This is a genomic window from Azospirillum sp. BE72 (assembly GCF_031455875.1).
In the GTDB taxonomy this organism is placed as follows: domain Bacteria; phylum Pseudomonadota; class Alphaproteobacteria; order Azospirillales; family Azospirillaceae; genus Azospirillum.
On sequence record NZ_JAVDTO010000002.1, the window covers coordinates 1,022,244 to 1,048,172 of the forward strand.

At 65.3% G+C, this 25,929-nt stretch carries 33 protein-coding genes; 3 read left to right on the forward strand and 30 right to left on the reverse strand.

All coding sequences use genetic code 11. The features are described from left to right. Positions 1–177: 177 nt before the first annotated feature. Entirely contained in the window at positions 178–1,329 is a 1,152-nt protein-coding gene (locus J2Y49_RS10885) for a carboxylate-amine ligase (protein WP_310114879.1), read from the reverse strand. Positions 1,330–1,348: 19 nt separating this feature from the next. Then, a complete protein-coding gene (locus J2Y49_RS10890; RefSeq protein WP_310114880.1) occupies positions 1,349–2,251 on the reverse strand; it encodes an N-formylglutamate amidohydrolase in 903 nt (300 codons plus the stop codon). 119 nt (positions 2,252–2,370) lie between these two features. Here J2Y49_RS10890 and J2Y49_RS10895 point away from each other — a divergent pair, with 119 nt between their 5' ends. The 3 genes from J2Y49_RS10895 to J2Y49_RS10905 all read left to right on the forward strand — a co-directional run bounded on the left by J2Y49_RS10895 (position 2,371) and on the right by J2Y49_RS10905 (position 5,060). Beyond that, a complete protein-coding gene (locus tag J2Y49_RS10895) occupies positions 2,371–3,072 on the forward strand; it encodes a hypothetical protein (RefSeq protein ID WP_310114881.1) in 702 nt (233 codons plus the stop codon). Between the two features lie 127 nt (positions 3,073–3,199). Further along, positions 3,200–4,117, forward strand: a complete 918-nt coding sequence (locus J2Y49_RS10900) for a DMT family transporter (protein WP_310114883.1) — start codon at positions 3,200–3,202, stop codon at positions 4,115–4,117. Positions 4,118–4,280: 163 nt separating this feature from the next. After that, positions 4,281–5,060, forward strand: a complete 780-nt coding sequence (locus J2Y49_RS10905) for a FadR/GntR family transcriptional regulator (protein WP_310114885.1) — start codon at positions 4,281–4,283, stop codon at positions 5,058–5,060. A 93-nt stretch (positions 5,061–5,153) separates the two neighbouring features. Here J2Y49_RS10905 and J2Y49_RS10910 read toward each other — a convergent pair whose 3' ends face one another. The 28 genes from J2Y49_RS10910 to rpoC all read right to left on the reverse strand — a co-directional run bounded on the left by J2Y49_RS10910 (position 5,154) and on the right by rpoC (position 25,870). Then, complete coding sequence (locus J2Y49_RS10910; protein ID WP_310114887.1) at positions 5,154–5,801, reverse strand: adenylate kinase; 648 nt, start codon at positions 5,799–5,801, stop codon at positions 5,154–5,156. Then, positions 5,801–7,141: a preprotein translocase subunit SecY gene (gene secY / locus J2Y49_RS10915; RefSeq protein ID WP_014246905.1), complete on the reverse strand. Its 1,341-nt coding sequence runs from the start codon at positions 7,139–7,141 to the stop codon at positions 5,801–5,803. The genes J2Y49_RS10910 and secY overlap by 1 nt, the downstream gene beginning before the upstream one ends. A 123-nt stretch (positions 7,142–7,264) precedes the next feature. Then, on the reverse strand, positions 7,265–7,750 hold the full coding sequence (gene rplO / locus J2Y49_RS10920) for a 50S ribosomal protein L15 (RefSeq protein WP_310114891.1): 486 nt from the start codon (positions 7,748–7,750) through the stop codon (positions 7,265–7,267). Between the two features lie 4 nt (positions 7,751–7,754). After that, entirely contained in the window at positions 7,755–7,946 is a 192-nt protein-coding gene (gene rpmD / locus J2Y49_RS10925) for a 50S ribosomal protein L30 (RefSeq protein ID WP_014246903.1), read from the reverse strand. Between the two features lie 2 nt (positions 7,947–7,948). After that, positions 7,949–8,518: a 30S ribosomal protein S5 gene (gene rpsE, locus J2Y49_RS10930; protein ID WP_014246902.1), complete on the reverse strand. Its 570-nt coding sequence runs from the start codon at positions 8,516–8,518 to the stop codon at positions 7,949–7,951. 12 nt (positions 8,519–8,530) lie between these two features. Then, positions 8,531–8,893, reverse strand: coding sequence for a 50S ribosomal protein L18 (gene rplR / locus J2Y49_RS10935; RefSeq protein WP_014246901.1), 363 nt, complete (start codon positions 8,891–8,893; stop codon positions 8,531–8,533). A gap of 5 nt (positions 8,894–8,898) precedes the next feature. After that, the gene (rplF, locus tag J2Y49_RS10940; protein ID WP_149225497.1) at positions 8,899–9,432 is read right to left on the reverse strand and encodes a 50S ribosomal protein L6; all 534 of its coding nucleotides are present in this window, start codon (positions 9,430–9,432) and stop codon (positions 8,899–8,901) included. Between the two features lie 13 nt (positions 9,433–9,445). Further along, on the reverse strand, positions 9,446–9,844 hold the full coding sequence (rpsH, locus tag J2Y49_RS10945; protein WP_042694090.1) for a 30S ribosomal protein S8: 399 nt from the start codon (positions 9,842–9,844) through the stop codon (positions 9,446–9,448). Between the two features lie 13 nt (positions 9,845–9,857). After that, positions 9,858–10,163: a 30S ribosomal protein S14 gene (rpsN, locus tag J2Y49_RS10950; protein WP_149197556.1), complete on the reverse strand. Its 306-nt coding sequence runs from the start codon at positions 10,161–10,163 to the stop codon at positions 9,858–9,860. Positions 10,164–10,178: 15 nt separating this feature from the next. Then, entirely contained in the window at positions 10,179–10,721 is a 543-nt protein-coding gene (gene rplE / locus J2Y49_RS10955) for a 50S ribosomal protein L5 (RefSeq protein ID WP_310114894.1), read from the reverse strand. Between the two features lie 10 nt (positions 10,722–10,731). After that, positions 10,732–11,049 (reverse strand): 50S ribosomal protein L24, encoded by a 318-nt coding sequence (gene rplX, locus J2Y49_RS10960; RefSeq protein ID WP_014246896.1) that lies wholly within the window; start codon positions 11,047–11,049, stop codon positions 10,732–10,734. Continuing rightward, on the reverse strand, positions 11,049–11,417 hold the full coding sequence (rplN, locus tag J2Y49_RS10965; protein WP_012973215.1) for a 50S ribosomal protein L14: 369 nt from the start codon (positions 11,415–11,417) through the stop codon (positions 11,049–11,051). Before rplN ends, rplX begins: the two co-directional genes overlap by 1 nt. 19 nt (positions 11,418–11,436) lie before the next feature. Next, the gene (gene rpsQ, locus J2Y49_RS10970; RefSeq protein WP_014246895.1) at positions 11,437–11,691 is read right to left on the reverse strand and encodes a 30S ribosomal protein S17; all 255 of its coding nucleotides are present in this window, start codon (positions 11,689–11,691) and stop codon (positions 11,437–11,439) included. A gap of 12 nt (positions 11,692–11,703) precedes the next feature. Then, entirely contained in the window at positions 11,704–11,910 is a 207-nt protein-coding gene (gene rpmC / locus J2Y49_RS10975; protein ID WP_012973213.1) for a 50S ribosomal protein L29, read from the reverse strand. Beyond that, positions 11,907–12,338 carry a 50S ribosomal protein L16 gene (gene rplP, locus J2Y49_RS10980; RefSeq protein WP_012973212.1) on the reverse strand — a complete coding sequence of 144 codons (432 nt, stop codon included), beginning with the start codon at positions 12,336–12,338 and terminating at the stop codon, positions 11,907–11,909. The genes rpmC and rplP overlap by 4 nt, the downstream gene beginning before the upstream one ends. Before the next feature lie 12 nt (positions 12,339–12,350). Continuing rightward, on the reverse strand, positions 12,351–13,100 hold the full coding sequence (gene rpsC / locus J2Y49_RS10985) for a 30S ribosomal protein S3 (RefSeq protein WP_014246893.1): 750 nt from the start codon (positions 13,098–13,100) through the stop codon (positions 12,351–12,353). Continuing rightward, positions 13,100–13,495: a 50S ribosomal protein L22 gene (gene rplV / locus J2Y49_RS10990; protein ID WP_014246892.1), complete on the reverse strand. Its 396-nt coding sequence runs from the start codon at positions 13,493–13,495 to the stop codon at positions 13,100–13,102. The genes rpsC and rplV overlap by 1 nt, the downstream gene beginning before the upstream one ends. A 3-nt stretch (positions 13,496–13,498) precedes the next feature. Next, positions 13,499–13,777 carry a 30S ribosomal protein S19 gene (gene rpsS, locus J2Y49_RS10995; RefSeq protein WP_012973209.1) on the reverse strand — a complete coding sequence of 93 codons (279 nt, stop codon included), beginning with the start codon at positions 13,775–13,777 and terminating at the stop codon, positions 13,499–13,501. Positions 13,778–13,789: 12 nt separating this feature from the next. Then, positions 13,790–14,617, reverse strand: a complete 828-nt coding sequence (gene rplB / locus J2Y49_RS11000; protein WP_012973208.1) for a 50S ribosomal protein L2 — start codon at positions 14,615–14,617, stop codon at positions 13,790–13,792. 16 nt (positions 14,618–14,633) lie between these two features. Then, the gene (locus J2Y49_RS11005) at positions 14,634–14,951 is read right to left on the reverse strand and encodes a 50S ribosomal protein L23 (RefSeq protein WP_012973207.1); all 318 of its coding nucleotides are present in this window, start codon (positions 14,949–14,951) and stop codon (positions 14,634–14,636) included. Continuing rightward, complete coding sequence (rplD, locus tag J2Y49_RS11010) at positions 14,948–15,568, reverse strand: 50S ribosomal protein L4 (RefSeq protein WP_044549482.1); 621 nt, start codon at positions 15,566–15,568, stop codon at positions 14,948–14,950. Before rplD ends, J2Y49_RS11005 begins: the two co-directional genes overlap by 4 nt. 5 nt (positions 15,569–15,573) lie before the next feature. Then, positions 15,574–16,284 (reverse strand): 50S ribosomal protein L3, encoded by a 711-nt coding sequence (gene rplC, locus J2Y49_RS11015; RefSeq protein ID WP_310114895.1) that lies wholly within the window; start codon positions 16,282–16,284, stop codon positions 15,574–15,576. A gap of 59 nt (positions 16,285–16,343) precedes the next feature. Further along, complete coding sequence (gene rpsJ / locus J2Y49_RS11020) at positions 16,344–16,652, reverse strand: 30S ribosomal protein S10 (protein WP_012973204.1); 309 nt, start codon at positions 16,650–16,652, stop codon at positions 16,344–16,346. A 538-nt stretch (positions 16,653–17,190) separates the two neighbouring features. Further along, positions 17,191–18,381 carry an elongation factor Tu gene (gene tuf / locus J2Y49_RS11025; RefSeq protein ID WP_014246875.1) on the reverse strand — a complete coding sequence of 397 codons (1,191 nt, stop codon included), beginning with the start codon at positions 18,379–18,381 and terminating at the stop codon, positions 17,191–17,193. A gap of 38 nt (positions 18,382–18,419) precedes the next feature. Beyond that, positions 18,420–20,492, reverse strand: coding sequence for an elongation factor G (gene fusA / locus J2Y49_RS11030; RefSeq protein ID WP_310114896.1), 2,073 nt, complete (start codon positions 20,490–20,492; stop codon positions 18,420–18,422). Positions 20,493–20,519: 27 nt separating this feature from the next. Further along, positions 20,520–20,990, reverse strand: coding sequence for a 30S ribosomal protein S7 (gene rpsG / locus J2Y49_RS11035; protein WP_098740496.1), 471 nt, complete (start codon positions 20,988–20,990; stop codon positions 20,520–20,522). A 12-nt stretch (positions 20,991–21,002) separates the two neighbouring features. Beyond that, the gene (gene rpsL / locus J2Y49_RS11040) at positions 21,003–21,374 is read right to left on the reverse strand and encodes a 30S ribosomal protein S12 (RefSeq protein WP_012973201.1); all 372 of its coding nucleotides are present in this window, start codon (positions 21,372–21,374) and stop codon (positions 21,003–21,005) included. A 323-nt stretch (positions 21,375–21,697) separates the two neighbouring features. Then, positions 21,698–25,870 carry a DNA-directed RNA polymerase subunit beta' gene (rpoC, locus tag J2Y49_RS11045; protein WP_310114897.1) on the reverse strand — a complete coding sequence of 1,391 codons (4,173 nt, stop codon included), beginning with the start codon at positions 25,868–25,870 and terminating at the stop codon, positions 21,698–21,700. Positions 25,871–25,929 lie beyond the last annotated feature (59 nt).

Consider the following 25,929-nt stretch of genomic DNA (forward strand, 5'->3'; position numbering starts at 1 on the left):
CCTCCCCTTGGATTGGAAAGAGGGCCGCCAATGGTCGAGCGGCCCTCTCTGCTTGTCAGCTTTTTATTTTGCCAGCCCTGTTCAACCCGCATTCCAGCGGCATCGACGGTGCGGAAGCGTATGGAGACATGACGCGCGCGTCAAGCCGGTTGGCAGGGGCAACGCATGGGGAAGGAGTCAAGCGGTCTGCCCGCCGGCCGCCACTCCCACCATCGTCTCCTCCACCAGCCAGTCCACCACCCGGCGCAGCGCCTCGTCTTCGCCGGCACCGTCGGCGAGCGCCGCCTGGAAGATCGCGATCTGGCGGTGGGCGCTGGTGCCGCGCTTGACGATCTCGCGCGCCCGCTCGACCTCGGCGGTGCAGCCGAAATGCTCGGCGTCCTCGCGGGTCAGCTCGATGATCTCGTCCAGCAGGTCGGCATAGGGCACGATGCGGCCCTGGCCGAAATCGACCAGACCGCTGTCCAAGCCGTAACGCTGAGCACGCCAGCGGTTCTCCTCGATCAGCAGGTTCTTGTAGGGCCGCCAGGTGACGTTGCGCAGCTTCAGCCGCCACAGCATGCGCAGCAGGCAGCGGTAGAGCGCCGCCACCGTGACCGCATCGTCCAGCCGGGTGCAGATGTCGGTGATGCGCATCTCCAGCGTGGGAAAGCGCGAGGACGGCCGGATGTCCCACCACAGCTTGCTGGCATCCTCGATCACCCCGGCATTCACCAGGACCGCGACGTGGCTCTGATACTCGCCGTAGCTCTGGAAACCGTCGGGCATGCCGGTGCGCGGCAACTCGTGCCACACGCTCAGCCGGTAGGACCGGCGCTCCATGTCGCGCCCGCGCCAGAAGGGCGAGGAGGTCGACAGCGCCAGCAGATGCGGCAGGAAATAGCGGACCTGGTTCATCAGGTCGATGCGCAGGTCGTCGTCCTCGATCCCGATATGGACATGCATGCCGCAGATCATCAGCCGGCGGGCCGGCGCACCCAGATCACGGGCCAGCATGTTGTAGCGGTCGCGGTTGGTGTGCTTTTGCGGCTCCCACGCGGCGAAGGGATGGGTGGAGGCGGCGATCGGCGCCAACCCGTAGCGGTCGGCCACCCCGGCCACCGTGGCGCGCAAGGCCGCCAGTTCGGCCCGCGCCTCGGCCAGCGTTTTGCAAACCGGCGTGCCGACCTCGATCTGGCAGCGCAGGAATTCCGGATGGATGCGGCCCGGCGCCTGCTCCTGACAGGCCTCCAGCATGTCGTCCGGCGGGCTCTGCACGATGTCGCGCGTTCCGCGGTCCACCAGCAGATATTCTTCTTCCAGGCCCATGGTGAAGGACGGTTCGGTCACGGAGGCTTCCATCTCGTGTTCAGGCCCGCGGATAATGTTGGATGATGGCCAGCGACGGCAGGTCCAGCAGCGGCTCCAGCGCGTCCCCGATCATCTGAGCCCACAGATCGGCACCTTCCGGCGTCGCGATCAGGTCCTGCCGCACCTCCAGCAGGACGTTGGGATAGCCGGCGGGCGTCGCGTGGGTCTCCACCGTGCCGCCCAGGGTGCCGCGGCCGGAATAGGGCTGGTTGTCGCCGACGCACCAGCGCCCGTCGGCCGTCAGCGCCTCGATCAGCGGCACCGGCAGGCGCGGGTCGTTGTCCCACAGCACGCCGATGTGCCAGGGCCGCGCCACCCCGCGCATGGCGGGGGTGAAGCTGTGGACCGACACCACCACCGGCACCTGCCCGCGACCGCGGATGACCGAAAGCGCCGCCGCCACCGCCGCATGGTAGGGATGGAACAGCGCCTCCACCCGCCGGGCCTGCTCGTCGGCATCCAGGGCGCGGTTGCCGGGGATCACCACGTCGTCGCTGACCACCGGGATCGCGGTCGGATCCTCCAGCGCCCGGTTCGGGTCGATGACCAGCCGGGAAAAGCCGGACAGCACCGCCGTGGCGCCGAACCTCGCAGCCAGCCGCCGCGTCACCTCCGCCGCGCCAATGTCGTAGGCAATGTGGCGGCAGAGCTGCTCCTCCGGCAGGCCGAGGTCGCCCAGCGCCTTGGGAATCGCACGGGACGCATGGTCGCACACCAGCAGCAGCGGCCCGCCCGCGTCGGGGTTCAGCGTGGTCGCCGGCGGCGGATCACCGGCACCCAGCAGCGGGGTGGCGAGTCGCGGCGCGGGCGCAGGCGCGGTGACCGGCTGCCGGTGTTCGGGCGGCCCATCCTGGAACTGGCCGGCGGAGAGCGGGGAATCATGAGGGGTGGAAGCAACCATACGCCACACTAACGCAACCGCCACGCCGGGCGGAAGCGCGGCCGATGGTGGTAGCCCGATCGGCAAGCTGTTACGCTGCCCTTCCCTTTCCGCGCGAACCCACCCGGAAGACACCCTGCATGCTTCGCCTGCTCACCCTCTGCCTTGCCGTGATGGCGCTGCTCACCGCCTGCGGTCCCGTCTATGAGACTCAGTACAGCCTGATCCCGCCCAGTTCGGCGGAGGGGCGGCTGTGCGTCAACCAGTGCCAGCAGAACCGCAATTTCTGCCGCCAGAACTGCGGCCTGAACCAACAGGCCTGCGTGAACGAGGCGCGGTCGCGGGCGCTTTACGAGTATCAGGCCTACGTCAACCGCCAGCAGGCGGAGAAGAAGCCGATCAAGAAGTCGGTCAGCGACTTCGACCGCTCCTACTCCTGCGGCAACAGCAGCTGTGAAGCGCGGTGCGAGGCCGACTATCGCGACTGTTTCGGCGGCAGCTGCGGCGGTCAGGTGATCGCCCGGACGGTGTGCACCGCCTTCTGCGACCAGGAGAAGCCCGCGCCGGTCCCCGCAGCCGCGCCGAGGCTGAGCCCGATGCCGCCGGGCGCCGCCCAATCTCCGGTCCAGTCCCCGGCGGCGTCCAACAACACCGGCAGCTACCCGGCCGGCGCCTCGCTGTGCCAGCCCGGCATGCGGGTGGAGGTGGAATGGAAGGGCGAGTGGTACCCCGCGACGGTGAAGGACAAGCCGCGCAAGGATGGCCGCTGCCCGATCCACTATGACGATTTCGGATCGGAAGACGACGAGTCGGTATCGCTGCGCCGCATCCGCCCACGCTGACGCACCGGACCGACACACTGGGCAGACACGCTCGGCCGACACCGTAAAGGCGAAACCCGGACGCGCACGGCAGCCATGACGCGCGTCCTGCTGGCCTGCCAAATCATCGGCGGATATAAGCGATCCCATGCCAGACGCCAGTGCCATCCCCATCGACCATGCATCCCGGACGCAACGCGTCGCCCTGATCGCCTTGCTGCTGGGCGCCCTCGGCATCGCATTCGCCCCGATCTTCGTCCGCCTGTCCGATGTCGGGCCGGTTGCCACCGGCTTCTGGCGCATGGCCCTGGCGACCCCGGTGCTGGCGCTGTGGATGGTCGGAGAATCGCGACAGCCCACCGGCCGAGCCAGCCGGCGCCCCTCCTCGCTCGCCGATTACGGCCGGCTGTCCCTGGCCGGCCTCTGCTTTGCCGGCGACCTTGCGGTCTGGCACACCTCCATCCGCTACACCTCCGTCGCCAACGCCACGCTGCTGGCCAACTTCGCGCCGCTGTTCGTCGCGCCGGCCGCCTGGTTCCTGTTCAAGGAGCGCATCACCGGCCGCTTCGTTCTGGGCATGCTGCTGGCGCTGGCCGGTGCCATCGTGCTGATGGGGCAGAGCTTCCAGCTGAGCGCCGACCATCTGTTCGGCGACGCGCTGGGTCTGCTGACCGCCGTCTTCTATGCCGGCTACATCCTGTCGGTCGGACATCTGCGCGCCGAGTTCTCCACCGCCACCATCATGACTTGGAGCGGCGTCATCACCGCGGCCGTGCTTCTGCCGCTCGGTCTTTACGACGGCGAGGCGATGCTGCCGGCGACCGCCGCCGGATGGCTGGTGCTGGCCGGGCTGGCGCTGTTCAGCCATGCCGGCGGGCAGAGCCTGATTGCCTACGCCCTGGCCCATCTCCCGACCTCCTTCTCGTCCGTCAGCCTGCTGCTGCAGCCGGCCGCCGCCGCGATCCTGGCTTGGGTGCTGCTGAACGAACCGCTGGGAACCCTGCAGGCGGTGGGCGCCGCCGTGATCCTGATGGGCATCCTGATGGCCCGGCGCGGCAGCCGCTGATATCAGGCGGCGCTGTGCAATCGGTGAACCGGCCCGCCATGTCTTTTCATCCCGCGGGCAAGGCGCCGCAGGCGGCCTGTCGACCATTGACCAGGCCGGCCGAGACGGCTACCGGTATTACCAACTGCCAATAAACCGCTTTCCGACCGAAGGGAAACCACCCGTGCCCGGCACCGACGACAGCGCTCACGTCCCCTCCTCCTCGCAGCGCATTTCGGAGTGGGTGGCTCAACAGCTTCTCGACCGCATTGCGCGCGGCGAGTTGGTGCCGGGGGAGCGTCTGCCGGGCGAGCGCCAACTCGCCGAACAGCTGCATGTCAGCCGCGTGTCCGTGCGGGCGGCCCTGCAGAAGCTGAAGACCCAGGGATTTCTGACCGCCGTCCAGGGCGGCGGCACCCGCGTGGTGTCGTCGGCCGGGGTGATGGACGGCGCATTGACCACCATGGTGCGCAGCACCCACCAGAACCTGTGCGACCTCGTCGAGATCCGCATGGCGTTGGAAGGCTGGGCGGCCCGCCGTGCCGCCGAACGGGCGACGCAGGAACAGATCGACACCATCGGCCGCATCCTGCAGGCGATGGGCGAGACCAACCGGGATGGCGGCCGCGCGGCGGACGACATGGACTTCCACGTCGCCGTTGCCCAGGCGTCCGGAAGTCCGGTCTATCTGCACCTGCTGTCCACCATCCGCGACATCCTCGGCAACATGGTCGAGATGAAGCACACCGAGCCCTTCATGGAGAACCACGAAGCGCTGATGATCGAGCATCACCGCGCCATTCATCAGGCCATCGCCCGCCGCGACCCCGATGCCGCCGCCAATGCCGTTACCGCCCATCTCGGCTGGATCCTGGCCCGCTACCGCACCATGACCGAGGAGCCGACGACCCCGGCGCCACTCCAGGCCGATGCCCCGCCCTCCCCCGGCACACCCACCGCCTGACGCCGCCGCTCCGCCGACCAGTACCAAAGAACGACAAAGGCCGCAGCCTCCCACCGGAGACTGCGGCCTTTGTCATTGGACCAGACGGGATCCTCAGCCTGCGAGGACCGCTTCGATCTCCTTCGTCACCTCATCGATGTCGGCCATGCCGTCCACCGCCTTCAACACGCCGCACCCCTGGTAATAGGGCAGGATCGGCGCGGTCTGCTGGTGGTACTGGGCAAGACGGGTCGTCACCGTCTCCGCATTGTCGTCGGCGCGCCGCTTGAACTCGGTGCTGCCGCAGACGTCGCAGACGCCGTCGACCTTCGGCTTCTCAAAGCTGTCGTGATAGCCCTTGCCGCACTTGGCGCAGGTGTAGCGGCCGGTGATGCGCTCCACCAGGACATCGTCGACGACCCGCATCTCGATCACATGATCGAGCTTCAGGCCCTTCTCCTCCAACATCTTGTCCAGCGCCTCGGCCTGGGCCACGGTGCGCGGGAAGCCATCGAGAATGAAGCCGTTCTTGACGTCGGGCTTGGAAATGCGTTCGGCGATCATGCTGACCATCAGCTCGTCCGGCATCAGCTTGCCGGCGGCCATGATCTCCTTCGCCTGCTGCCCGAGCGGCCCACCTTCCGCCACCATGGCACGGAGCATGTCGCCCGTGGACAACTGCACCAAGCCACGCGTGTCTTCCAGACGGCGCGCCTGGGTCCCCTTCCCGGCGCCCGGCGGACCGAGCAGTATGAGGTTCATTACTTTCTCCCCCGAAGCTTCGATTTCTTGATCAATCCCTCATACTGGTGAGCCAGCAGATGGGAATGAATCTGCGCAACCGTGTCCATCGTGACGGTGACCACGATCAGCAGGCTGGTGCCGCCAAAATAAAACGGAACCGAGTGCTGGGATATCAGGATTTCGGGGAGGAGACAAACCGCCACAAGGTAGGCGGAGCCGATGACCGTCAGCCGGCTCAGCACATAGTCGATATGATCGGCGGTGTTCTTGCCCGGACGGATGCCCGGGATGAAGCCGCCATACTTCCGCAGGTTCTCGGCCGTTTCCGCCGGATTGAAGACGATGGCCGTGTAGAAGAAGCAGAAGAACACGATCAGCGAGGCGTAGAGCAGCATGTACAGCGGCGTGCCGTGCGCCAGATAGCGCGACACCGCCTGCAACCACTCCGGCCCCTCGCCGCCGGCGAAGCCCACCGCAGTCAGCGGCAGCAGCAGCAGCGACGACGCGAAGATCGGCGGGATGACGCCGGCCGTGTTCATCTTCAGCGGCAGGTGCGACGCTTCGCCGCCGAACACGCGGTTGCCGACCTGGCGCTTGGGATACTGCACCAACAGGCGACGCTGGGCGCGTTCCATGAAGACGATGAAGAACACCACGCCGACCGACATCACCAGCATCAGGATGATGAACAGGGTGGACAAGGCACCCTGGCGGCCGAGTTCCAGCGTGTTGACCAGAGCGCGCGGCAGTTCCGCGACGATGCCGGCGAAGATGATGAGCGAAATGCCGTTGCCGATGCCGCGGGCGGTGATCTGCTCGCCCAGCCACATCAGGAACATGGTGCCGCCAACCAGCGTGATGACCGTGGCGACGCGGAAGAACAGTCCTGGATCGATGACCGCCGCCCCGCTGGAGCCGCGCATCGCCTCAAGACCAACCGCAAGGCCATAGGCCTGCACCGTGGCAAGCGCCACCGTGCCGAATCGGGTGTACTGGTTCAGCTTCTTGCGCCCGGCCTCGCCTTCCTTCTTCATGGCCTCCATCTGCGGCGACACGGCGGTCAGCAACTGCACGATGATGGACGCCGAGATGTACGGCATGATGTTGAGCGCGAAGATGGTCATGCGGCTGAGCGCGCCGCCGGCCAGCATGTCGAACATGCCGAGGATGCCGCCGCCCTGCTGCTTGAAGACGTCGCTGAGAATCGTCGGGTCGATGCCCGGCAGCGGGATGTAGGTGCCCAGCCGGTAGACGATCAGGGCCGCCAAGGTGAACCAAATCCGCTTTTTCAGCTCGGTCGCCTTGGAGAAAGCCCCGAAATTGATGTTGGCGGCAAGCTGCTCGGCCGCTGATGCCATGGTCCAATCCCTGTCCCGTAAGCGCGAACGGGGCGGCACTGCATGACGCAGGCCGCCCCTCGCGACTTCGCTTTTTGTAGTGCCACAAAAGCCCGTGCGCAAGCACGGGCTTTACGCGGAACCTTACTCGGCGGCTTCGGCGGCGGGCGCGGTCAGCGTGACGCTGCCACCCGCCTTCTCGACGGCCTCGATCGCCGACTTGGACGCGCCGGCGACCGTGAAGGAAACCTTCGAGGTCAGCTCGCCATTGCCCAGCAGACGGACACCGTCCTTCTTCACCTTGCCGGTGACACCGGCAGCGTTGAGCGCCGCGGCATCGATGGTTTCGGAAGCATTCAGCTTGCCCAGGTCGATGGCCTTCTGGACCATGCCCAGGTTAACCACCGAGTACTCCTTGGCGAAGATGTTCCGGAAACCGCGCTTCGGCAGGCGGCGGTGCAGAGGCATCTGCCCGCCTTCGAAGCCGTTGATCGCCACACCGGTGCGCGAGGTCTGACCCTTCACGCCGCGGCCAGCGGTCTTGCCCTTGCCGGAACCGATACCACGGCCGACGCGCATGCGCGCCTTGCGGGCACCGGCGTTGTCACGCAGGTCGTTAAGCTTGGTCATGATCTCAGCCCTCGTTCTCGACGCGGACCAGGTGCGCGACCTTGGCGATCATGCCCCGCACGGCCGGAGTGTCCTCCAGCTCGCGGGTCCGGTGCAGCTTGTTGAGACCCAGACCGACCAGCGTCTCGCGCTGGTCGTGCTTGCGGCCGATCGGGCTGCCGATCTGGGTCACGACGACGGTCTTCTTCTCCGCCATGATCAGGCCTCCTGTCCGGCGCCGGCCTCGCGACGGCCGAGGATGTCGCTCACGCGACGACCGCGACGCGCCGCGACGGAACGCGGGCTGGTGACCTGGGTCAGGGCGTCGAAGGTCGCCTTGATCATGTTGTGCGGGTTCGACGTGCCGATCGACTTGGTCACGACGTCAGCAACGCCGAGAGCCTCGAAGATCGCGCGCATCGGACCGCCGGCGATGATGCCGGTACCGGCCGGAGCCGCCCGCAGCACGACCTTGCCGGCACCGAAGTGACCGTTGGTGTCGTGATGCAGCGTACGGCCCTCGCGCAGCGGAACACGGATCATGCCGCGCTTGGCCTGATCGGTCGCCTTGCGGATCGCTTCCGGCACTTCACGGGCCTTGCCCGAGCCGACGCCGACGCGGCCCTTGCCGTCGCCAACGACGACCAGAGCGGCGAAGCCGAAGCGACGACCACCCTTGACCACCTTGGCGACGCGGTTGATACCGACGAGCTTCTCGATCAGCTCGCTTTCTTCCCGCTCGCGCGGCTGCCGGTCGCGGTTATCCCGCTCCCCACGTTCACGTGCCATATCCGGGCCTCCTTAGAACGACAGCCCGCCCTCGCGGGCGGCGTCGGCCAGGGCCTTGACCCGGCCATGGTAAATATACCCACCGCGATCGAAGACGACCTCGGTAATCCCAGCGGCCTTGGCGCGCTCGGCGATCAACTCGCCGATGCGCTTGGCAGCATCGACGTTGCCGCCGTGCTTGAGCTGCTCGCGCAGCTCCTTCTCGAGCGACGAGGCGGACGCGAGCGTCTTGCCGTTTTCGTCGTCGATGATCTGGGCGTAGATGTGCAGATTCGACCGGAAGACCGAGAGGCGAACACGCCCGCCGGCCTTCTTGGCAATCTGCGCGCGCACGCGCTGCTTGCGGCGCTCGTGGAGTTGCTTTGGCTTCAGCATGGCGGTTACTTCTTCTTACCTTCCTTGCGCAGGACGGTTTCGGTCTCGTACTTGATGCCCTTGCCCTTGTAGGGCTCCGGCTTCTTCCAGCCGCGGATCTCGGCAGCCACCTGGCCGACCTTGTGCTTGTCGTAGCCACTGACCGAAATGGCCGTCGGCTTGTCGCACTTGATCGTGATGCCTTCCGGAATCGGGTACTTCACGTCGTGCGAGAAGCCGAGCTGCATGACCAGCTCCTTGCCCTGCACGGCCGCGCGGTAACCGACGCCGTTGATCTCGAGGTTGATCGTGTAGCCCTGGCTGACACCGGTGACCATGTTGTTGATCAGGGTGCGCGAGGTCGCCCACATGACGCGGGCGCGCTTGCTGTCGTTTGCCGGCTTCACCACCACCTTGCCGTCTTCCAGCGAGGCGGTGATGTCGTCGATCAGGGTCAGGCTGAGTTGCCCCAGCTTGCCCTTGGCCGTCACCTGCTGACCGTCGACCTTTACGTCGACGCCAGCCGGGACCGGCACGGGATGCTTGCCAATGCGCGACATCTGCCAATCCCCCTTAGAACACGCGGCAGAGGACTTCACCGCCGACGTTGGCGGCGCGGGCCTCATTGTCCGACATCACACCGCGCGGGGTCGACAGGATCGACAGACCGAGCCCGTTGTAGACACGGGGCAGGTCGGCGATCTTCGAGTAGACGCGACGGCCGGGCTTCGACACACGGGCGATCTGCTTAATGACAGGCTCGCCTTCGTGGTACTTCAGCTCGATCTTCAGGTTCTTGACGCCCGGACGCAGTTCTTCCTCGGACCAGCCGCGGATGAAGCCTTCACGCTTCAGAACTTCCAGGACGTTGACGCGCAGCTTAGACGCCGGGGAAACCACAACGGACATGCGGGCGTGCTGACCGTTGCGGATGCGGGTCAGCATATCGCCGAGCGGATCGCTCAAAGACATTCTCGGACCCTCCTTACCAGCTCGACTTCGTCATGCCCGGGATCTGGCCGGTAGAGGCCAGTTCGCGGAGCGTGACGCGGGACAGCTTGAACTTGCGATAGAACGCGCGCGGACGCCCGGTCATTTCGCAGCGGTTCCGGACGCGCACCTTCGAGGAGTTGCGCGGCAGTTCGGCCAGCTTGAGGCGGGCAGCGAATTGCTCTTCCGGCGGGAGGGTTTTGTCGTTCGCGATTGCCTTCAGGCGCGCACGCTTGTTCGCGTACTGCTTGGCCAGCTTGGCGCGACGCTTGTTCTTTTCGATGGCACTGGTCTTAGCCATGGTCGTGCTCCAGCCTCAGCTCACGAACGGCATGTCGAAGCCCTTCAGGAGAGCCTTGGCTTCCTGGTCGGTCTTCGCCGTAGTGACGATGATGATGTCCATGCCGCGGATCTGATCGATCTTGTCGTAATCGATCTCCGGGAAAATGATCTGCTCCTTGACGCCCATGGCGTAGTTGCCACGGCCATCGAAGCTGTCACCCGGGATACCGCGGAAGTCACGGACGCGCGGCAACGCAATCGTCACCAGGCGATCCAGGAACTCGTACATGCGGTCGCTGCGGAGCGTGACCTTGCAGCCGATCGCCATGCCTTCGCGCAGCTTGAACTGGGCGATCGACTTGCGCGACTTGGTCACCACCGGCTTCTGACCGGTGATGGCGGCCATCTCGGCCACGGCGAGCTGGATCTTCTTGGAGTCGGCGACAGCCTCGCCGACACCCATGTTGACCACGATCTTCTCGATCCGCGGAACTTCCAGGTCGTTCTTGTAGCCGAATTCCGACTTCAGAGCGGCGCGGATCTTGGAGTCGTAAACTTCTTTCAGACGTGCGGTCATGCCCGGGCCCTCACAGGTCAATGACTTCGCCGGACCGCTTGGCGACACGCACCTTGCGGCCATCCTCAAGGATCTTGAAACCGACGCGGGTCGGCTTGCCATCCTTGGGGTCGACGTGAGCGAGGTTGGAGACGTTGATCGGCGCCTCCATCTCGATGATGCCACCCTGCGAGCGGGCGCTGGCACGCTGGTGCTTCTTCACCACGTTCACGCCCTGCACAACGGCACGGTTCTCCTTCGGGAAAACCTTCAACACCTCGCCGGTCTTGCCCTTGTCACGGCCGGTCAGGACAACGACCTTGTCCTTGGTCTTGATCTTGGCGGCCATTACAGCACCTCCGGCGCCAGCGAGATGATCTTCATGAACTTCTTACCGCGAAGCTCACGAGTGACCGGCCCGAAAATACGGGTGCCGATCGGCTCGCCCTGCTTGTTGATCAGCACGGCGGCGTTGCGGTCGAAACGGATCGCCGACCCGTCCTCCCGACGCAGTTCCTTCGCGGTGCGGACGATGACGGCGCGATGCACGTCGCCCTTCTTGACGCGGCCCTTCGGAATGGCCTCCTTGACCGAGACGACGATGACGTCGCCCACGGTCGCGACCTTCCGCTTGGACCCGCCAAGCACCTTGATGCACTGCACCCGGCGCGCCCCGCTGTTATCGGCGACTTCCAGGTTGGTTTGCATCTGGATCATTGTTTACGACCTTTCGTTATCACGCGGCGCCGCTGTCGGCGGCGGACTCCGTCACGACCGTCCAACGCTTGGACTTCGAGATCGGGCGACATTCGATGATCGAAACGGTATCGCCGACCTTGAACAGGTTGCCCTCGTCGTGGGCGGCGTACTTCTTCGACTGACGAATGAACTTCTTGTACACGGGGTGCATGACACGGCGCTCGACAAGAACCGTAACGGTCTTGTCGCACTTGTCGCTGACCACCGTGCCCTGCAGAACGCGGCGAGGCATGGATGATCCCCCTTACTTGCCGGCGTCGGCGGAGCGGGCACGCTCGCCGAGGATGGTCTTGATGCGGGCGATGTCGCGGCGCACCGTGTTCACCCGCGCAGTGTTCTCCAGCTGGCCGGAAGCCTTCTGGAAACGCAGGTTGAACTGTTCCTTCTTGAGCTGGAGGAGCTGATCGTTCAGCTCATCCGCGCTCTTCGTACGAATGTCTACGGCCTTCATGCCGCGGTCTCCTCGACACCGCCCAGGCGGGTCACCAGCTTCACCTTGATCGGCAGCTTCGCGGCCGCCAGAGCGAAGGCGGTTTTTGCCACATCTGCCGGCACGCCGTCCAGTTCAAACAGGATGCGACCCGGCTTCACGCGAGCCGCCCAGTACTCCGGCGAACCCTTACCGGAACCCATGCGGACTTCGGCGGGCTTGGTGGAGACGGGGAGGTCCGGGAAAATGCGGATCCAGACGCGGCCCTGACGCTTCATCGCACGGGTGATCGCGCGGCGGGCCGCTTCGATCTGGCGGGCGGTGATGCGCTCCGGCTCCAGGGCCTTCAGGCCGTAGGAGCCGAAATTCAGGGCGGTGCCGCCCTTGGCGTTGCCGTGGATGCGGCCCTTGTGGGCCTTACGGAATTTCGTGCGCTTGGGAGAAAGCATCGCTCGGCCCCTTTACTCGCGTTCGGAGCGCTCGGAGCGCTCGCGACGGTCGCGGCGATCGTGACGATCGCGGCGCGGCTCGCCGTCGGTCGACACCGGCTCGGAACCCATGCGCTTGTCCTGCGCCATCGGGTCGTGAGCCATGACCTCGCCCTTGAACACCCACACCTTGACACCGCAGGTGCCGTAGGTGGTCTTGGCGGTGCCCACACCGTAGTCGATGTCGGCGCGCAGGGTGTGCAGCGGAACGCGGCCCTCGCGGTACCACTCCATGCGGGCGATTTCCGCACCGCCGAGACGGCCGGAGCAGTTGATCCGGATGCCCTGGGCGCCCAGACGCATGGCGGACTGCACGGCGCGCTTCATGGCGCGACGAAATGCCACGCGGCGCTCCAGCTGGCTGGCGATGTTCTCGGCGATGAGGCGAGCGTCGATCTCCGGCTTGCGGATCTCGACGATGTTCAGGCTCACCTCGCTGCCGGTCATCTTCGACAGCTCTTGACGCAGCTTCTCGATGTCCGCGCCCTTCTTGCCGATCACCACACCCGGACGGGCCGAGTGGATGGTGATGCGGGCCTTCTTGGCCGGACGTTCGATGACGACGCGCGAGCAACCGGCCTGCTGCAGGCGACCCTGCAGATAGCCACGCAGCTTCAGGTCCTGGTGCAGCAGGTTGGCGTAGTCGCGCTTGGCGAACCAACGGCTGTCCCAGGTCCGGTTGATGCCGAGGCGCAGCCCGATCGGATTGATTTTCTGACCCATTACTCGGCCCCCTCGGCAACGGCGGCGTCACGCTCGCGAACGATGATCGTCAGGTTGCTGAACAGCTTCTCGACCCGGGCGCCGCGACCGCGGGCACGGGCGTGGAAGCGCTTCATCACCAGAGCGCGACCGACCGTCGCCGACGACACGTACAGACGGTCGACGTCGAGCTGGTGGTTGTTCTCGGCGTTCGCGATTGCGGCCTGCAGAACCTTCTTCACCTCGCCGGCGATGCGGCGCTTGGAGAAGGTCAGCTCGGCCACGGCGCGGCTGGCATCCATGTTCCGGATCAGCTGGGCGACGAGGTTGAGCTTCCGCGGGCTGGTGCGGATCATCGGATTGCGGGCCAGAGCCTCGTTCTCCGCGATCCGGCTGGGATTGGCAGACTTGCCCATGGCTTACTTCCTCTTCGCCTTCTTGTCCGCCGCGTGGCCATAGAAGGTCCGCGTCGGAGCGAACTCGCCGAACTTGTGACCGATCATGTGCTCGGTAACCAGAACCGGCAGGAACTTGTGGCCGTTGTAGACGCCGAACGTCAGACCGACGAACTGCGGCAGGATGGTCGAACGACGCGACCAGATCTTGATGATCTCGTTGCGGCCCGAAGCCCGGCTCTTGTCCGCCTTCTTCAGCAGATAGCCGTCGACGAACGGGCCCTTCCAAACGGAGCGTGCCATCGTTCGACCTCCTTACTTCGAATGACGGCGGCGCAGGATCAGGCCATCCGTCTTCTTGTTGTGACGAGTCTTCTTGCCCTTGGTCGGCTTGCCCCACGGCGTGACCGGATGACGGCCGCCCGAGGTACGACCCTCACCACCACCGTGCGGGTGGTCGATCGGGTTCATGGCGACGCCACGGACCGACGGACGCTTGCCCAGCCAGCGGTTGCGGCCGGCCTTGCCCAGGTTGGTGTTCATCTGGTCCGGGTTGGACACGGCACCGAGGGTGGCCATGCACTCGCCACGAACCATGCGCAGCTCGCCGGACGGCAGCTTCAGCTGGGCGTAGCCGCCGTCGCGGCCGACCAGCTGCAGGTAGGTGCCGGCGGAACGAGCCACCTGACCACCCTTGCCGGCCTTCAGCTCGACGTTGTGCACGATCGAACCGACGGGGATGTTCTTCAGCGGCATGGCGTTGCCGGGCTTCACGTCGACGCGCTCGCCCGAGATCACCGTGTCGCCGACCTTCAGGCGCTGCGGCGCCAGGATGTAGGACAGCGTCCCATCCTGGTACTTGATCAGCGCGATGAAGGCCGTGCGGTTCGGATCATATTCGAGCCGCTCGACGGTGGCCGGAACGTCGAACTTGCGACGCTTGAAGTCCACCAGACGATAGGTGCGCTTATGACCGCCACCCATCCGGCGCGCAGTGATGCGGCCGGTGTTGTTGCGGCCACCAGACTTGGTCAGGCCCTCGGTGAGGGTCTTGACCGGCTTGCCCTTCCACAGCTCCGAGCGGTCAACGATGACCAGCTGGCGGAGCGACGGCGTAATCGGGCGGTATTGCTTCAGAGCCATCGGATCACACTCCCGCTCAGATGCCCGTGGTCACGTCGATCTTGTTACCCTCGGCGAGGGTGACGACGGCCTTCTTGAAGTCCGAGCGACGGCCGATGGTGCCGCGGAACCGCTTGGTCTTGCCCTTGGAAACCAGGGTGTTGACCGCGGTCACCTTGACGTTGAAGAGACCTTCAACGGCGGCCTTGATCTCCGGCTTGGAGGCCGTGAGCGGCACGCGGAACGTGACCTGGTTGTGCTCCGACACCAACGTCGACTTCTCGGTGATGACGGGAGCGAGGATCAGGTCGTACATCCGCTCCTGGCTCACCGCAGGTTTCGACTGCTTGCTCATTTCAGGCGAGCCTCCAGTTGCTCGACCGCGTTGCGGGTCAGGACCAGCGTGTCGCGGCGGAGAATGTCGTAGACGTTGGCGCCCTGCTCCGGCAGCACGTCGATCAGCGGGATGTTGCGCGAAGCCTTGGCGAAGTTCTCGTCCAGGTTCGAACCATCGATGATCAGCGCGGACGTCAGGCCGAGGGTGGCCAGACGGGCGGCCAGCTCCTTGGTCTTGTGCGTCTCGGCAGCGGCAGCCTCGAGAACGATCAGCTTGCCCTCGGCGGCCTTGGCCGAGAGGGCAGTCTTGAGCGCCAGCTTCCGGACCTTCTTCGTCAGGTCGTGGGCGTGCGAACGCACCACCGGCCCGAAGATGGTCGCACCGCCGCGGAACTGCGGCGAACGGATGGAGCCTTGGCGAGCGCGACCGGTGCCCTTCTGCGAATAGGGCTTCTTGGTCGTGCCGCTGATCTCGCTGATGCCCTTGGTCTTGTGGTTGCCGGAGCGGCGCTTGGCCAGCTGCCAGTTCACCATGCGGGCCAGCAGGTCGGTGCGGGTCGGCAGGCCGAACACGGCGTCCGACAGCTCGATCTCGCCGACGGCTTCGTTGTTCAGGTTCTTGATCGTGGCCTTCATGGCGCTCACTCCTGCGTCTCGGCCGGGGCTTCCGCCGCCGGAGCAGACTTGATGCCGGCCGGGAAGGGCAGGCCTTCCGGAGCCTTCTTCTTGACGGCGTCACGGATGCGCAGCCAACCGCCCTCGGCGCCGGGGACGGCACCCTTGAGCATGATCAGACCACGAGCTTCGTCGACGGCGACGACCTGAAGGTTCAGGACCGTAACCCGCTCGTCACCGAGATGACCGGCCATCTTCTTGTTCTTGAAGACCTTGCCGGGGTCCTGACGGTTACCCGTCGAACCGTGCGAACGGTGAGACACCGACACGCCGTGCGTGGCGCGCAGACCACCGAAGTTCCAGCGCTTCATCGCACCGGCAAAGCCCTTGCCGATGGAGGTGCCGGTGACGTCGACGTACTGGCCGGCGACGAAATGGGCGACCGACAGCTCGGCGCCGACTTCGATAAGGGCATCGGCATCGACGCGGAACTCGACCAGCTTGCGCTTCGGTTCCACACGCGCCTTGGCGAAATGCCCACGCTCAGGCTTGTTGACGTTCTTGACCTTGATGGCGCCCGCGCCGAGCTGGACGGCGGTGTAGCCATCCTTTTCCTCGGTGCGAACGGCGACGACCTGGCAGCTGTCGACTTTCAGCACAGTGACCGGAACATGTTGACCGTCGTCGGTGAAGACGCGGGTCATGCCGACCTTCTGCGCGATCAAACCGGATCGCATTGTTCTTTATCTCCTGACCAGGGACGTCCGTGAATGGAGAGGTCCCTTACCAACCAAAATCAGAGCTTGATCTCGACATCGACGCCGGCGGCGAGGTCGAGCTTCATCAGCGCATCCACGGTCTGCGGCGTCGGATCGACGATGTCGAGCAGGCGCTTGTGGGTACGGATCTCGAACTGCTCACGCGACTTCTTGTCGATGTGCGGCGAGCGGTTCACGGTGAACTTTTCGATGTGCGTCGGCAGGGGGATCGGGCCCCGCACGCGCGCGCCGGTCCGCTTGGCGGTGTTGACGATCTCGCTGGTCGACTGGTCGAGCACGCGATGATCGAACGCCTTAAGACGGATGCGGATGTTCTGGCTGTCCATGTCCAAACGTCCCTTGCACCTTCTAGCGATGACGCGGACGCGTCACCGGAACTCCACGAGCTGCTTTGGGGCTTCGCCGACAGCGCAAGGCCGCGCGCCGAACCTCCCAAGCGGGGCCGACGGGCGACACTGTGACCGATGCAACGGGCCGATACGAAAAAGAACATCCCCTGCGGCCTATGCGCGAAGGGGATGTTCCGTTCAGCAGTCGGCGCGCCCCCGTGGAGGCGCGCCGTGCCGTTCGTCTCGGGCTGCGTCTAGGCCGAAGCTGCCTACCACCAACCCAAAATCCAGAGGGCGTAATCTCTAGGCGTTCGGCGCCCGCGTGTCAATCCTGAATCGCCCCCGGATCGGAGGAAGCTGGATCGACAGGCGGACGGCTCCGAACACCGACGCCCGATGGCTAGAACCGGGCGGGTCGCCCTTCCTGCTTACGCGGGGAAAACGACCCGTCTCTTACAACCGGCGGCGGGACCGCTCCCGCTGCCCTACCCTTCCCTCTCCGGCGACCACCTTGCGGCGGATGCCGGATGGGTCATCACTCGACGATCTTGGCAACGACGCCGGCGCCGACGGTGCGGCCGCCTTCGCGGATGGCGAAGCGCAGGCCTTCGTCCATGGCGATCGGGGCGATCAGAGCCACTTCCATCGCGACGTTGTCACCCGGCATCACCATCTCCACGCCTTCCGGCAGCGAGACCATGCCCGTCACGTCCGTCGTACGGAAGTAGAACTGCGGACGGTAGTTGGTGAAGAACGGGGTGTGACGGCCGCCCTCTTCCTTCGTCAGGATGTAGGCTTCGGCCTTGAACTTGGTGTGCGGGGTGATCGAACCCGGCTTGGCCAGAACCTGGCCGCGCTCGACGTCCTCGCGCTTGGTGCCGCGCAGCAGCGCGCCGATGTTGTCGCCGGCCTCGCCCGAGTCGAGCAGCTTGCGGAACATTTCGACGCCGGTCACCGTCGTCTTCACCGTCGCCTTCAGGCCGACGATCTCGACTTCGTCACCAACCTTCACGATGCCGCGCTCGACGCGGCCAGTCACCACGGTGCCGCGGCCCGAGATCGAGAACACGTCTTCGATCGGCATCAGGAACGGACGGTCCTTCGGACGCTCCGGCTGCGGGATGTACTCGTCGACCGTCTTCATCAGCGCCAGAACGGCGTCGCGGCCGATCTCCGGCTGACGGTCCTCCAGCGCGCACAGCGCCGAGCCCTTGGTGATCGGAATGTCGTCGCCCGGGAACTGGTAGGAGGACAGCAGCTCGCGAACTTCCAGCTCGACCAGCTCCAGCAGCTCCGGATCGTCGACCATGTCGACCTTGTTCATGAACACGACCAGCGCCGGAACGCCGACCTGGCGCGCCAGCAGGATGTGCTCGCGGGTCTGCGGCATCGGGCCGTCGGCGGCCGACACGACAAGGATCGCGCCGTCCATCTGGGCGGCGCCCGTGATCATGTTCTTCACATAGTCGGCGTGGCCCGGGCAGTCGACGTGCGCGTAGTGGCGGTTGGTCGTCTCGTACTCGACGTGGGCGGTCGAGATCGTGATGCCGCGCGCCTTCTCTTCCGGCGCCTTGTCGATCTGGTCGTAAGCGGTGAAGGTGGCGCCGCCGGACTCCGCCAGCACCTTCGTGATCGCCGCCGTCAGCGACGTCTTGCCGTGGTCGACGTGGCCGATCGTGCCAACGTTGCAGTGCGGCTTGTTCCGCTCGAACTTTGCCTTGGCCATGGGTTGGTCTCTCCGTTTCTCAATCGTTCCAGCGGTCTTCAGGCCACCTTGGCGCGGACGCCGTCCGCGATGGCCTGTGGCACCGGCTCATAATGGTCGAACTGCATGCTGTACTGCGCGCGGCCCTGACTCATGGAGCGCAGGGAATTCACATAGCCGAACATGGCCGCCAAGGGAACCAGTCCCGTGACGATTCGCGCGTTGCCGCGCTGGTCCATGCCGGTGATTTGTCCGCGGCGACCGTTCAGGTCACCGATGACGTCGCCCATATAGTCGTCCGGCGTGATGATTTCGACCCGCATCAGCGGCTCCAACAGCGCCGGAGCGGCTTTTGTCATCGCCTCGCGGAAGGCGGTCCGCGCCGCCAACTCGAAGGCCAGCGGGGAGGAATCCACATCGTGGGCTTCACCGCCGACAAGGGTCACCTTGACGTCGACGACCGGATACCCGGCGACCACGCCACTGTCCTTGGTCGCTTCCAGCCCGCGCTGCACACCGGCGACGAAATCCCGCGGCAAGTCTGCCGCACGGTTCTCGAACACGAAGCCTGCGCCGCGGCCCAGCGCCTCCACCTTCAGCGTCACCCGCGCGAACTGCGCACGGTCTCCGGTCTGACGGGCGTGGGTGTGGTCAACCTCAGCCGTACGCAGCACCGTCTCACGGTAGGCCACCTTCGGCGCGCCGACGGACGCGTCGACGCGGAATTCGCGCTTCATCCGGTCAACGACGATGTCGAGGTGCAGTTCGCCCATGCCGCGGATGACGGTCTGCCCGCTCTCGCGGTCGAGGGATACGCGCATCGACGGGTCTTCATGGCCCAGCCTGTTCAGCGCGGCCGCCATCTTCTCCTGGTCAGCCTCGGTCCGCGGCTCGACCACGATTTCGATCACCGGTTCGGGGACGTCCAAGCGTTCCAGCACGATCGGCTTGGCAGGATCGCACAGCGTGTCGCCGGTCGCCGTGTATTCCAATCCGGCGAAGGCTACGATGTCGCCGGTATGGGCGCGCTCGATGTCCTCGCGGCTATTGGCGTGCATCAGCAGCATGCGGCCGATCTTCTCGCGTTCGCCCTTGACCGGGTTGAGCATCCAATCGCCGACGGTGGCTGTGCCGGAATAGATGCGGCAGAAGGTGAGCGTCCCGACATAAGGGTCGTTCATCACCTTGAAGGCCAGGCCGGAGAAGGGAGCACTGTCGTTGGCCGGACGCTCTTCGTCGCGCTCGCCGCTGACGGTTTGGCCCTTGACCGCACCGATGTCGTTCGGGGCGGGCAGGTAATCGACCACCGCGTCGAGCATCGGCTGGATGCCCTTGTTGCGGAAGGCTGAACCGCAGAGCACCGGCACCAGGGCGCCGGCAATCGTGCCCTTGCGGATCAGCGCGCGCAGGGCGTCGGGCGCAGGCTCCTCGCCGCGCTCCAGATAGGCGGCCATCGCCGCCTCGTCGAGGTCGAGCACAGCCTCCAGCAGCGCCTGACGGGCGCTTGCTGCCGCTTCTGCCAGATCCTCGGGAATGTTCGTGTGTTCGAATTCGGCGCCGAGCGTCTCGGCCTTCCAGATCGTGGCGCGCATGGCAACCAGATCGACGATGCCGGAAAAGCTCGCTTCCAGACCGATGGGAAGCTGCAGGACCAGCGGCTTGACACCCAGCCGGTCTGCCATCATGGCGACGCAGTTGGGGAAATCGGCCCCTACGCGGTCCATCTTGTTGACGAAGGCCATGCGCGGCACGCCGTATTTGTCGGCCTGCCGCCACACGGTTTCCGTCTGGGGCTCGACCCCCGCAACCGCATCAAAGATGGCGACGGCGCCATCCAGGACACGCAACGACCGCTCGACCTCGATGGTGAAATCCACGTGGCCGGGCGTATCGATGATGTTGATGCGGTGGTCGCGCCAGACACAGGTCGTGGCCGCCGAAGTGATGGTGATGCCCCGCTCCTGCTCCTGCTCCATCCAGTCCATGACGGCGGTGCCGTCATTGACTTCACCCATGCGATAGGACTTGCCGGTGTAGAACAGGATGCGCTCGGTCGTCGTCGTCTTGCCGGCATCGATGTGAGCCATGATGCCGATGTTGCGGTAACGGTCGAGGGCGTGCGAACGGGGCATGCAAAATCACCAGGACAGGCGTGAACCTTACCAGCGGTAGTGCGAGAACGCCTTGTTGGCTTCCGCCATGCGGTGCGTATCTTCGCGCTTCTTCACGGCGGTGCCGCGCTGGCTGGCTGCATCGAGCAACTCACCCGACAGACGCTCGGTCATGGTGTTTTCCGAGCGGGCGCGGGCGGCGCTGATCAACCAACGAATGGCCAAGGCCTGGGCGCGGTCCGAACGGACCTCGACCGGAACCTGATAGGTCGCACCACCGACGCGGCGGCTGCGGACTTCCAGGTGCGGCTTCACGTTGGCGAGGGCGTCGTGGAAGACCTGAACGGGATCGTTCTTGGTCTTGACCTCGATGCGGCCGAGCGCGCCGTAGACGATGCTTTCAGCCGACGACTTCTTGCCGTCAAACATCAGGCAGTTCATGAACTTGGTCAGAACGCGGTCGCCATACTTGGCGTCCGGCAGGACTTCACGCTTCTCGGCGCGATGACGACGGGACATCGTGAGTTCTCCTTACTTCGGACGCTTCGCGCCGTACTTCGAACGGCGCTGCTTACGATCCTTGACGCCCTGGGTATCCAGCGTGCCGCGAATGATGTGGTAGCGAACGCCGGGAAGATCCTTCACACGACCGCCGCGGATCATGACCACCGAGTGTTCCTGGAGGTTGTGACCCTCACCAGGGATGTAGCTCGTCACCTCGAAGCCGTTCGTCAGACGAACGCGGGCAACCTTACGGAGCGCCGAGTTCGGCTTCTTCGGGGTGGTGGTGTAAACGCGAGTGCAGACGCCACGCTTCTGCGGGCAGGCCTCCATCGCGGGAACCTTGTTGCGCGCGGCCAACGGCTCGCGCGGCTTACGGATCAACTGGTTGATCGTCGGCATATCTGCCCTTCATCCCTTCAAGATCACTCGGCCGGACGAGCCGGACGAAGCAAAAGCCCGCCTGCGAAACGTTGCCGTTCCGAGCGGGCTGAATGAGCGAAAGCCGACCGGAGGACTCCGATCGGCGGGATCGGTGGATTCAAGCGGACGCACGGAGAGCCCCGGCGCCCTTTGAAGTTCGCGGACTTTAGGGAATGGCATGGACAGAGTCAAGGACGGTCTTTCACCCTCGGGATGCACCTTCTGGTGGGGGTGGTGCCCAAAGAAAAAGGGCGCGTCCCTTACGGAACGCGCCCCCTCCCCTACTCAAACCAACCGATGGATCAGGCCGCGGAGCTTTCCTCACCCGGGGTCGGCAGGGCCGGAGTTTCCTCCGGAGCGCCGGCTTCCAGGGCCGCTTCGCGGTCACGCTCGGCGGCGATCAGCTTCAGGCGGTTCACCACGGAGCCCGTGCCGGCCGGGATCAGACGGCCGACGATGACGTTCTCCTTCAAGCCTTCCAGGTTGTCGACCTTGCCGCCGACGGCCGCTTCCGTGAGGACGCGGGTGGTTTCCTGGAACGACGCGGCCGAGATGAAGGACCGCGTCTGCAGGCTGGCCTTGGTGATGCCCTGGAGAACCGGGTGTCCGTGGGCCGGCTGCAGCCCCTCGGCGACCGTCTTCTCGTTCTCCTCGTCGAACTCCTGACGGTCGACCTGCTCGCCCACCAGGAAGGTGGTCTCGCCGGCGTCGGTGATCTCGACCTTCTGCAGCATCTGGCGAACGATCACCTCGATGTGCTTGTCGTTGATCTTCACGCCCTGCAGTCGATAGACGTCCTGGATCTCGTTGATCAGGTAGTCGGCCAAGGCCTCCACACCCATCACTGCCAGGATGTCGTGCGGCACCGGGTTGCCGTCCATCAGCAGATCGCCGCGCTCGACGTAATCGCCTTCCTGCACGGAGATGTGCTTGCCCTTCGGGATCAGGTACTCCTTCTCGTCACCGGTCTCGTCGTTGCGGACGACGATGCGGCGCTTGGTCTTGTAGTCCTTACCGAATTCGACGCGGCCGCTCATCTCCGAGATGATGGCGAAGTCCTTCGGACGACGCGCCTCGAACAGCTCGGCCACGCGCGGCAGACCGCCGGTGATGTCGCGGGTCTTGGACGACTCGCGCGGGATACGCGCCAGCACGTCGCCGGCCCGGACCTCGGCACCGTTCTCCACCGACAGGATGGCGTCCACCGACATGAAGTAGCGGGCTTCCAGGCCGTTCGGCAGGGTGATCAGGTCACCCCGCTCGTCCACCAGCGCGATGCGCGGCTTCAGATCGGCACCGCGCGGCTGCTGGCGCCAGTCGACCACCACCTTGGAGCTGATGCCCGTCGCCTCGTCCATCACCTCGCGCATGGAGATGCCTTCCACGAGGTCGATGTAGCGGGCGGTACCGGCACGCTCCGTGATGATCGGCAGGGTGTAGGGGTCCCACTCGGCCAGCTTGGCGCCGCGTTCGACCTTGACACCCTCGTCCGCCAGCAGCTTGGCACCGTACGGCACGCGGTGGCGCGCCCGTTCGCGGCCCTGATCGTCGAGCAGGATCACTTCCGTGCTGCGGCCCATGACGACCGGGATGCCCGACGAGTTCATGACGATGTTGCGGTTGTTGATCCGCACCACGCCGTCGAACGCCGCCTCGATCTGGCTCTGCTCGGCACCGCGCTGCGCCGCACCACCGATGTGGAAGGTGCGCATCGTCAGCTGGGTGCCCGGCTCGCCGATCGACTGCGCCGCGATGACGCCGACCGCCTCACCGGTGTTGACCAGCGTGCCGCGAGCCAGATCACGGCCGTAGCACTTGGCGCAGACGCCGTCGCGGGTCTCGCAGGTCAGGACCGAGCGGATCTTGACCGAGTCGATGCCCGACCGCTCGATGCGGTCGACCGTCGGCTCGTCGATCAGGCCGCCGTCTTCGACAAGCAGCTCACCGTTCAGCGGATCGATCACGTCGCCGACCACCGTGCGGCCGAGGATGCGGTCGCCCAGCGGGCTGATCACTTCACCGCCGTCGATCACCGCCTTGACGGTGATGCCACGCTCGGTGCCGCAATCATGCTCGACGATGATGGCGTCCTGCGCCACGTCGACCAGGCGGCGGGTCAGGTAACCGGAGTTCGCCGTCTTCAAGGCGGTGTCGGCCAGACCCTTGCGGGCGCCGTGGGTGGAGTTGAAGTACTCCAGCACGGTCAGGCCTTCCTTGAAGTTCGAGATGATCGGCGTCTCGATGATCTCGCCCGACGGCTTGGCCATCAGGCCGCGCATGCCGGCCAGCTGGCGAATCTGCGCGGCGGAACCGCGCGCGCCGGAGTGGGCCATCATGTACACCGAGTTGACCGGCTTGCCGGCTTCGGTGGTCGAGATCGCCTTCATCATCTCGGAAGCCACCTTTTCGGTGCACTCCGACCAGACGTCAACGACCTTGTTGTACTTCTCGCCCTGGGTGATCAGGCCGTCGAGATACTGCTGCTCGAACTCCTTCACCCGCTCCTTCGACTCGTTGACCAGCTTCTCCTTGGCGACGGGGATGACCATGTCGTCCTTGCCGAAGGAGATGCCCGCGCGGCAGGCGTGGCCGAAGCCGAGCTTCATCAGGCGATCGGCGAAGATCACCGTCTCCTTCTGGCCGCAGTGGCGATAAACGGCGTCGATGACGTTGCCGACGTCCTTCTTGGTCAGGACGCGGTTGATCAGCGAGAAGGGCACCTTCGGGTGACGCGGCAGCAGCTCCGACAGCAGCATGCGGCCCGGAGTCGTCTCGACGATGCTGATCAGCTCGTTGCCTTCGTCGTCCACACCGACGTAGCGCGCCTTGATCTTCGCATGGATCGACAGGACCTTGGCGTTCAGCGCCTGCTCGATCTCCGAGACGGTGGCGAACACCATGCCCTCGCCCTTCTCGCTCGGGCGGTCCATCGAGATGTAGTAGATGCCCAGCACGATGTCTTGGCTGGGCACGATGATCGGCTTGCCGTTGGCGGGCGACAGGATGTTGTTGGTCGACATCATCAGGACGCGCGCTTCCAGCTGGGCTTCGAGGCTCAGCGGAACGTGTACGGCCATCTGGTCGCCGTCGAAGTCGGCGTTGAAGGCGGTGCAGACCAGCGGGTGCAGTTGGATCGCCTTGCCTTCGATCAGCGTCGGCTCGAACGCCTGGATGCCGAGACGGTGCAGCGTCGGCGCACGGTTCAGCATCACCGGATGCTCGCGGATGACTTCTTCCAGGATGTCCCACACCTCGGGACGCTCCTTCTCCACCATCCGCTTGGCGGCCTTGATGGTGGAGGCGAGACCGTACAGCTCCAGCTTGGCGTAGATGAAGGGCTTGAACAGCTCCAGCGCCATCTTCTTGGGCAGGCCGCACTGGTGCAGCTTCAGCTCGGGACCGACCACGATGACCGAACGGCCCGAGTAGTCGACGCGCTTGCCGAGCAGGTTCTGACGGAAGCGGCCCTGCTTGCCCTTCAGCATGTCGGACAGCGACTTCAGCGGACGCTTGTTGGCGCCGGTGATGACGCGGCCACGGCGGCCGTTGTCGAACAGAGCGTCGACGGCCTCCTGCAGCATCCGCTTCTCGTTGCGGACGATGATGTCCGGCGCCTTCAGCTCGATCAGCCGCTTCAGACGGTTGTTGCGGTTGATGACGCGGCGGTACAGGTCGTTCAGATCGGACGTGGCGAAGCGACCGCCGTCCAGCGGGACCAGCGGACGCAGTTCGGGCGGGATCACCGGAATGACTTCCAGGATCATCCACTCGGGCCGCGACTGCGAGGCCAGGAAGGCGTCGATCAGCTTCAGGCGCTTGACCAGCTTCTTACGCTTGGCTTCGGAGTTGGTGTCGCGCAGATCCTCACGGCAGCGCTTCTTCTCCTCGTCGAGGTCGAGCGCGGACAGCATGATGCGCAGCGCTTCGGCACCGATCGAGGCGGTGAAGGCGTCCTCGCCATACTCGTCCTGGGCGTTCAGGAACTCTTCCTCGTTCAGCAGCGAATGCAGCTTCAGCGGGGTGAGGCCCGGCTCGATGACGACGTAGTTCTCGAAATAGAGGATGCGCTCCAGATCCTTGAGCGTCATGTCGAGCAGCAGGCCGATGCGGCTCGGCAGCGACTTCAGGAACCAGATGTGCGCGACGGGGGACGCCAGTTCGATATGGCCCATGCGCTCGCGCCGGACCTTCGACAGCGTGACCTCGACGCCGCACTTCTCGCAGATGATGCCGCGATACTTCATGCGCTTGTACTTGCCGCACAAGCACTCGTAATCCTTGATCGGGCCGAAGATGCGGGCGCAGAACAGGCCGTCGCGCTCCGGCTTGAAGGTGCGATAGTTGATGGTTTCCGGCTTCTTGATCTCGCCGTAGGACCAGGACCGGATCCGCTCGGGGCTCGCGATCTGGATGCGGATCTGATCGAAGCTCTGCGGCCCCTGGACCTGGCCGAAAATGTTCATCAACTCATTCATGACCGTCTCCCGCTGGCATCGCCGCGTTGTCGGTTAAGGGCAGTGCATGACCCCGGAGC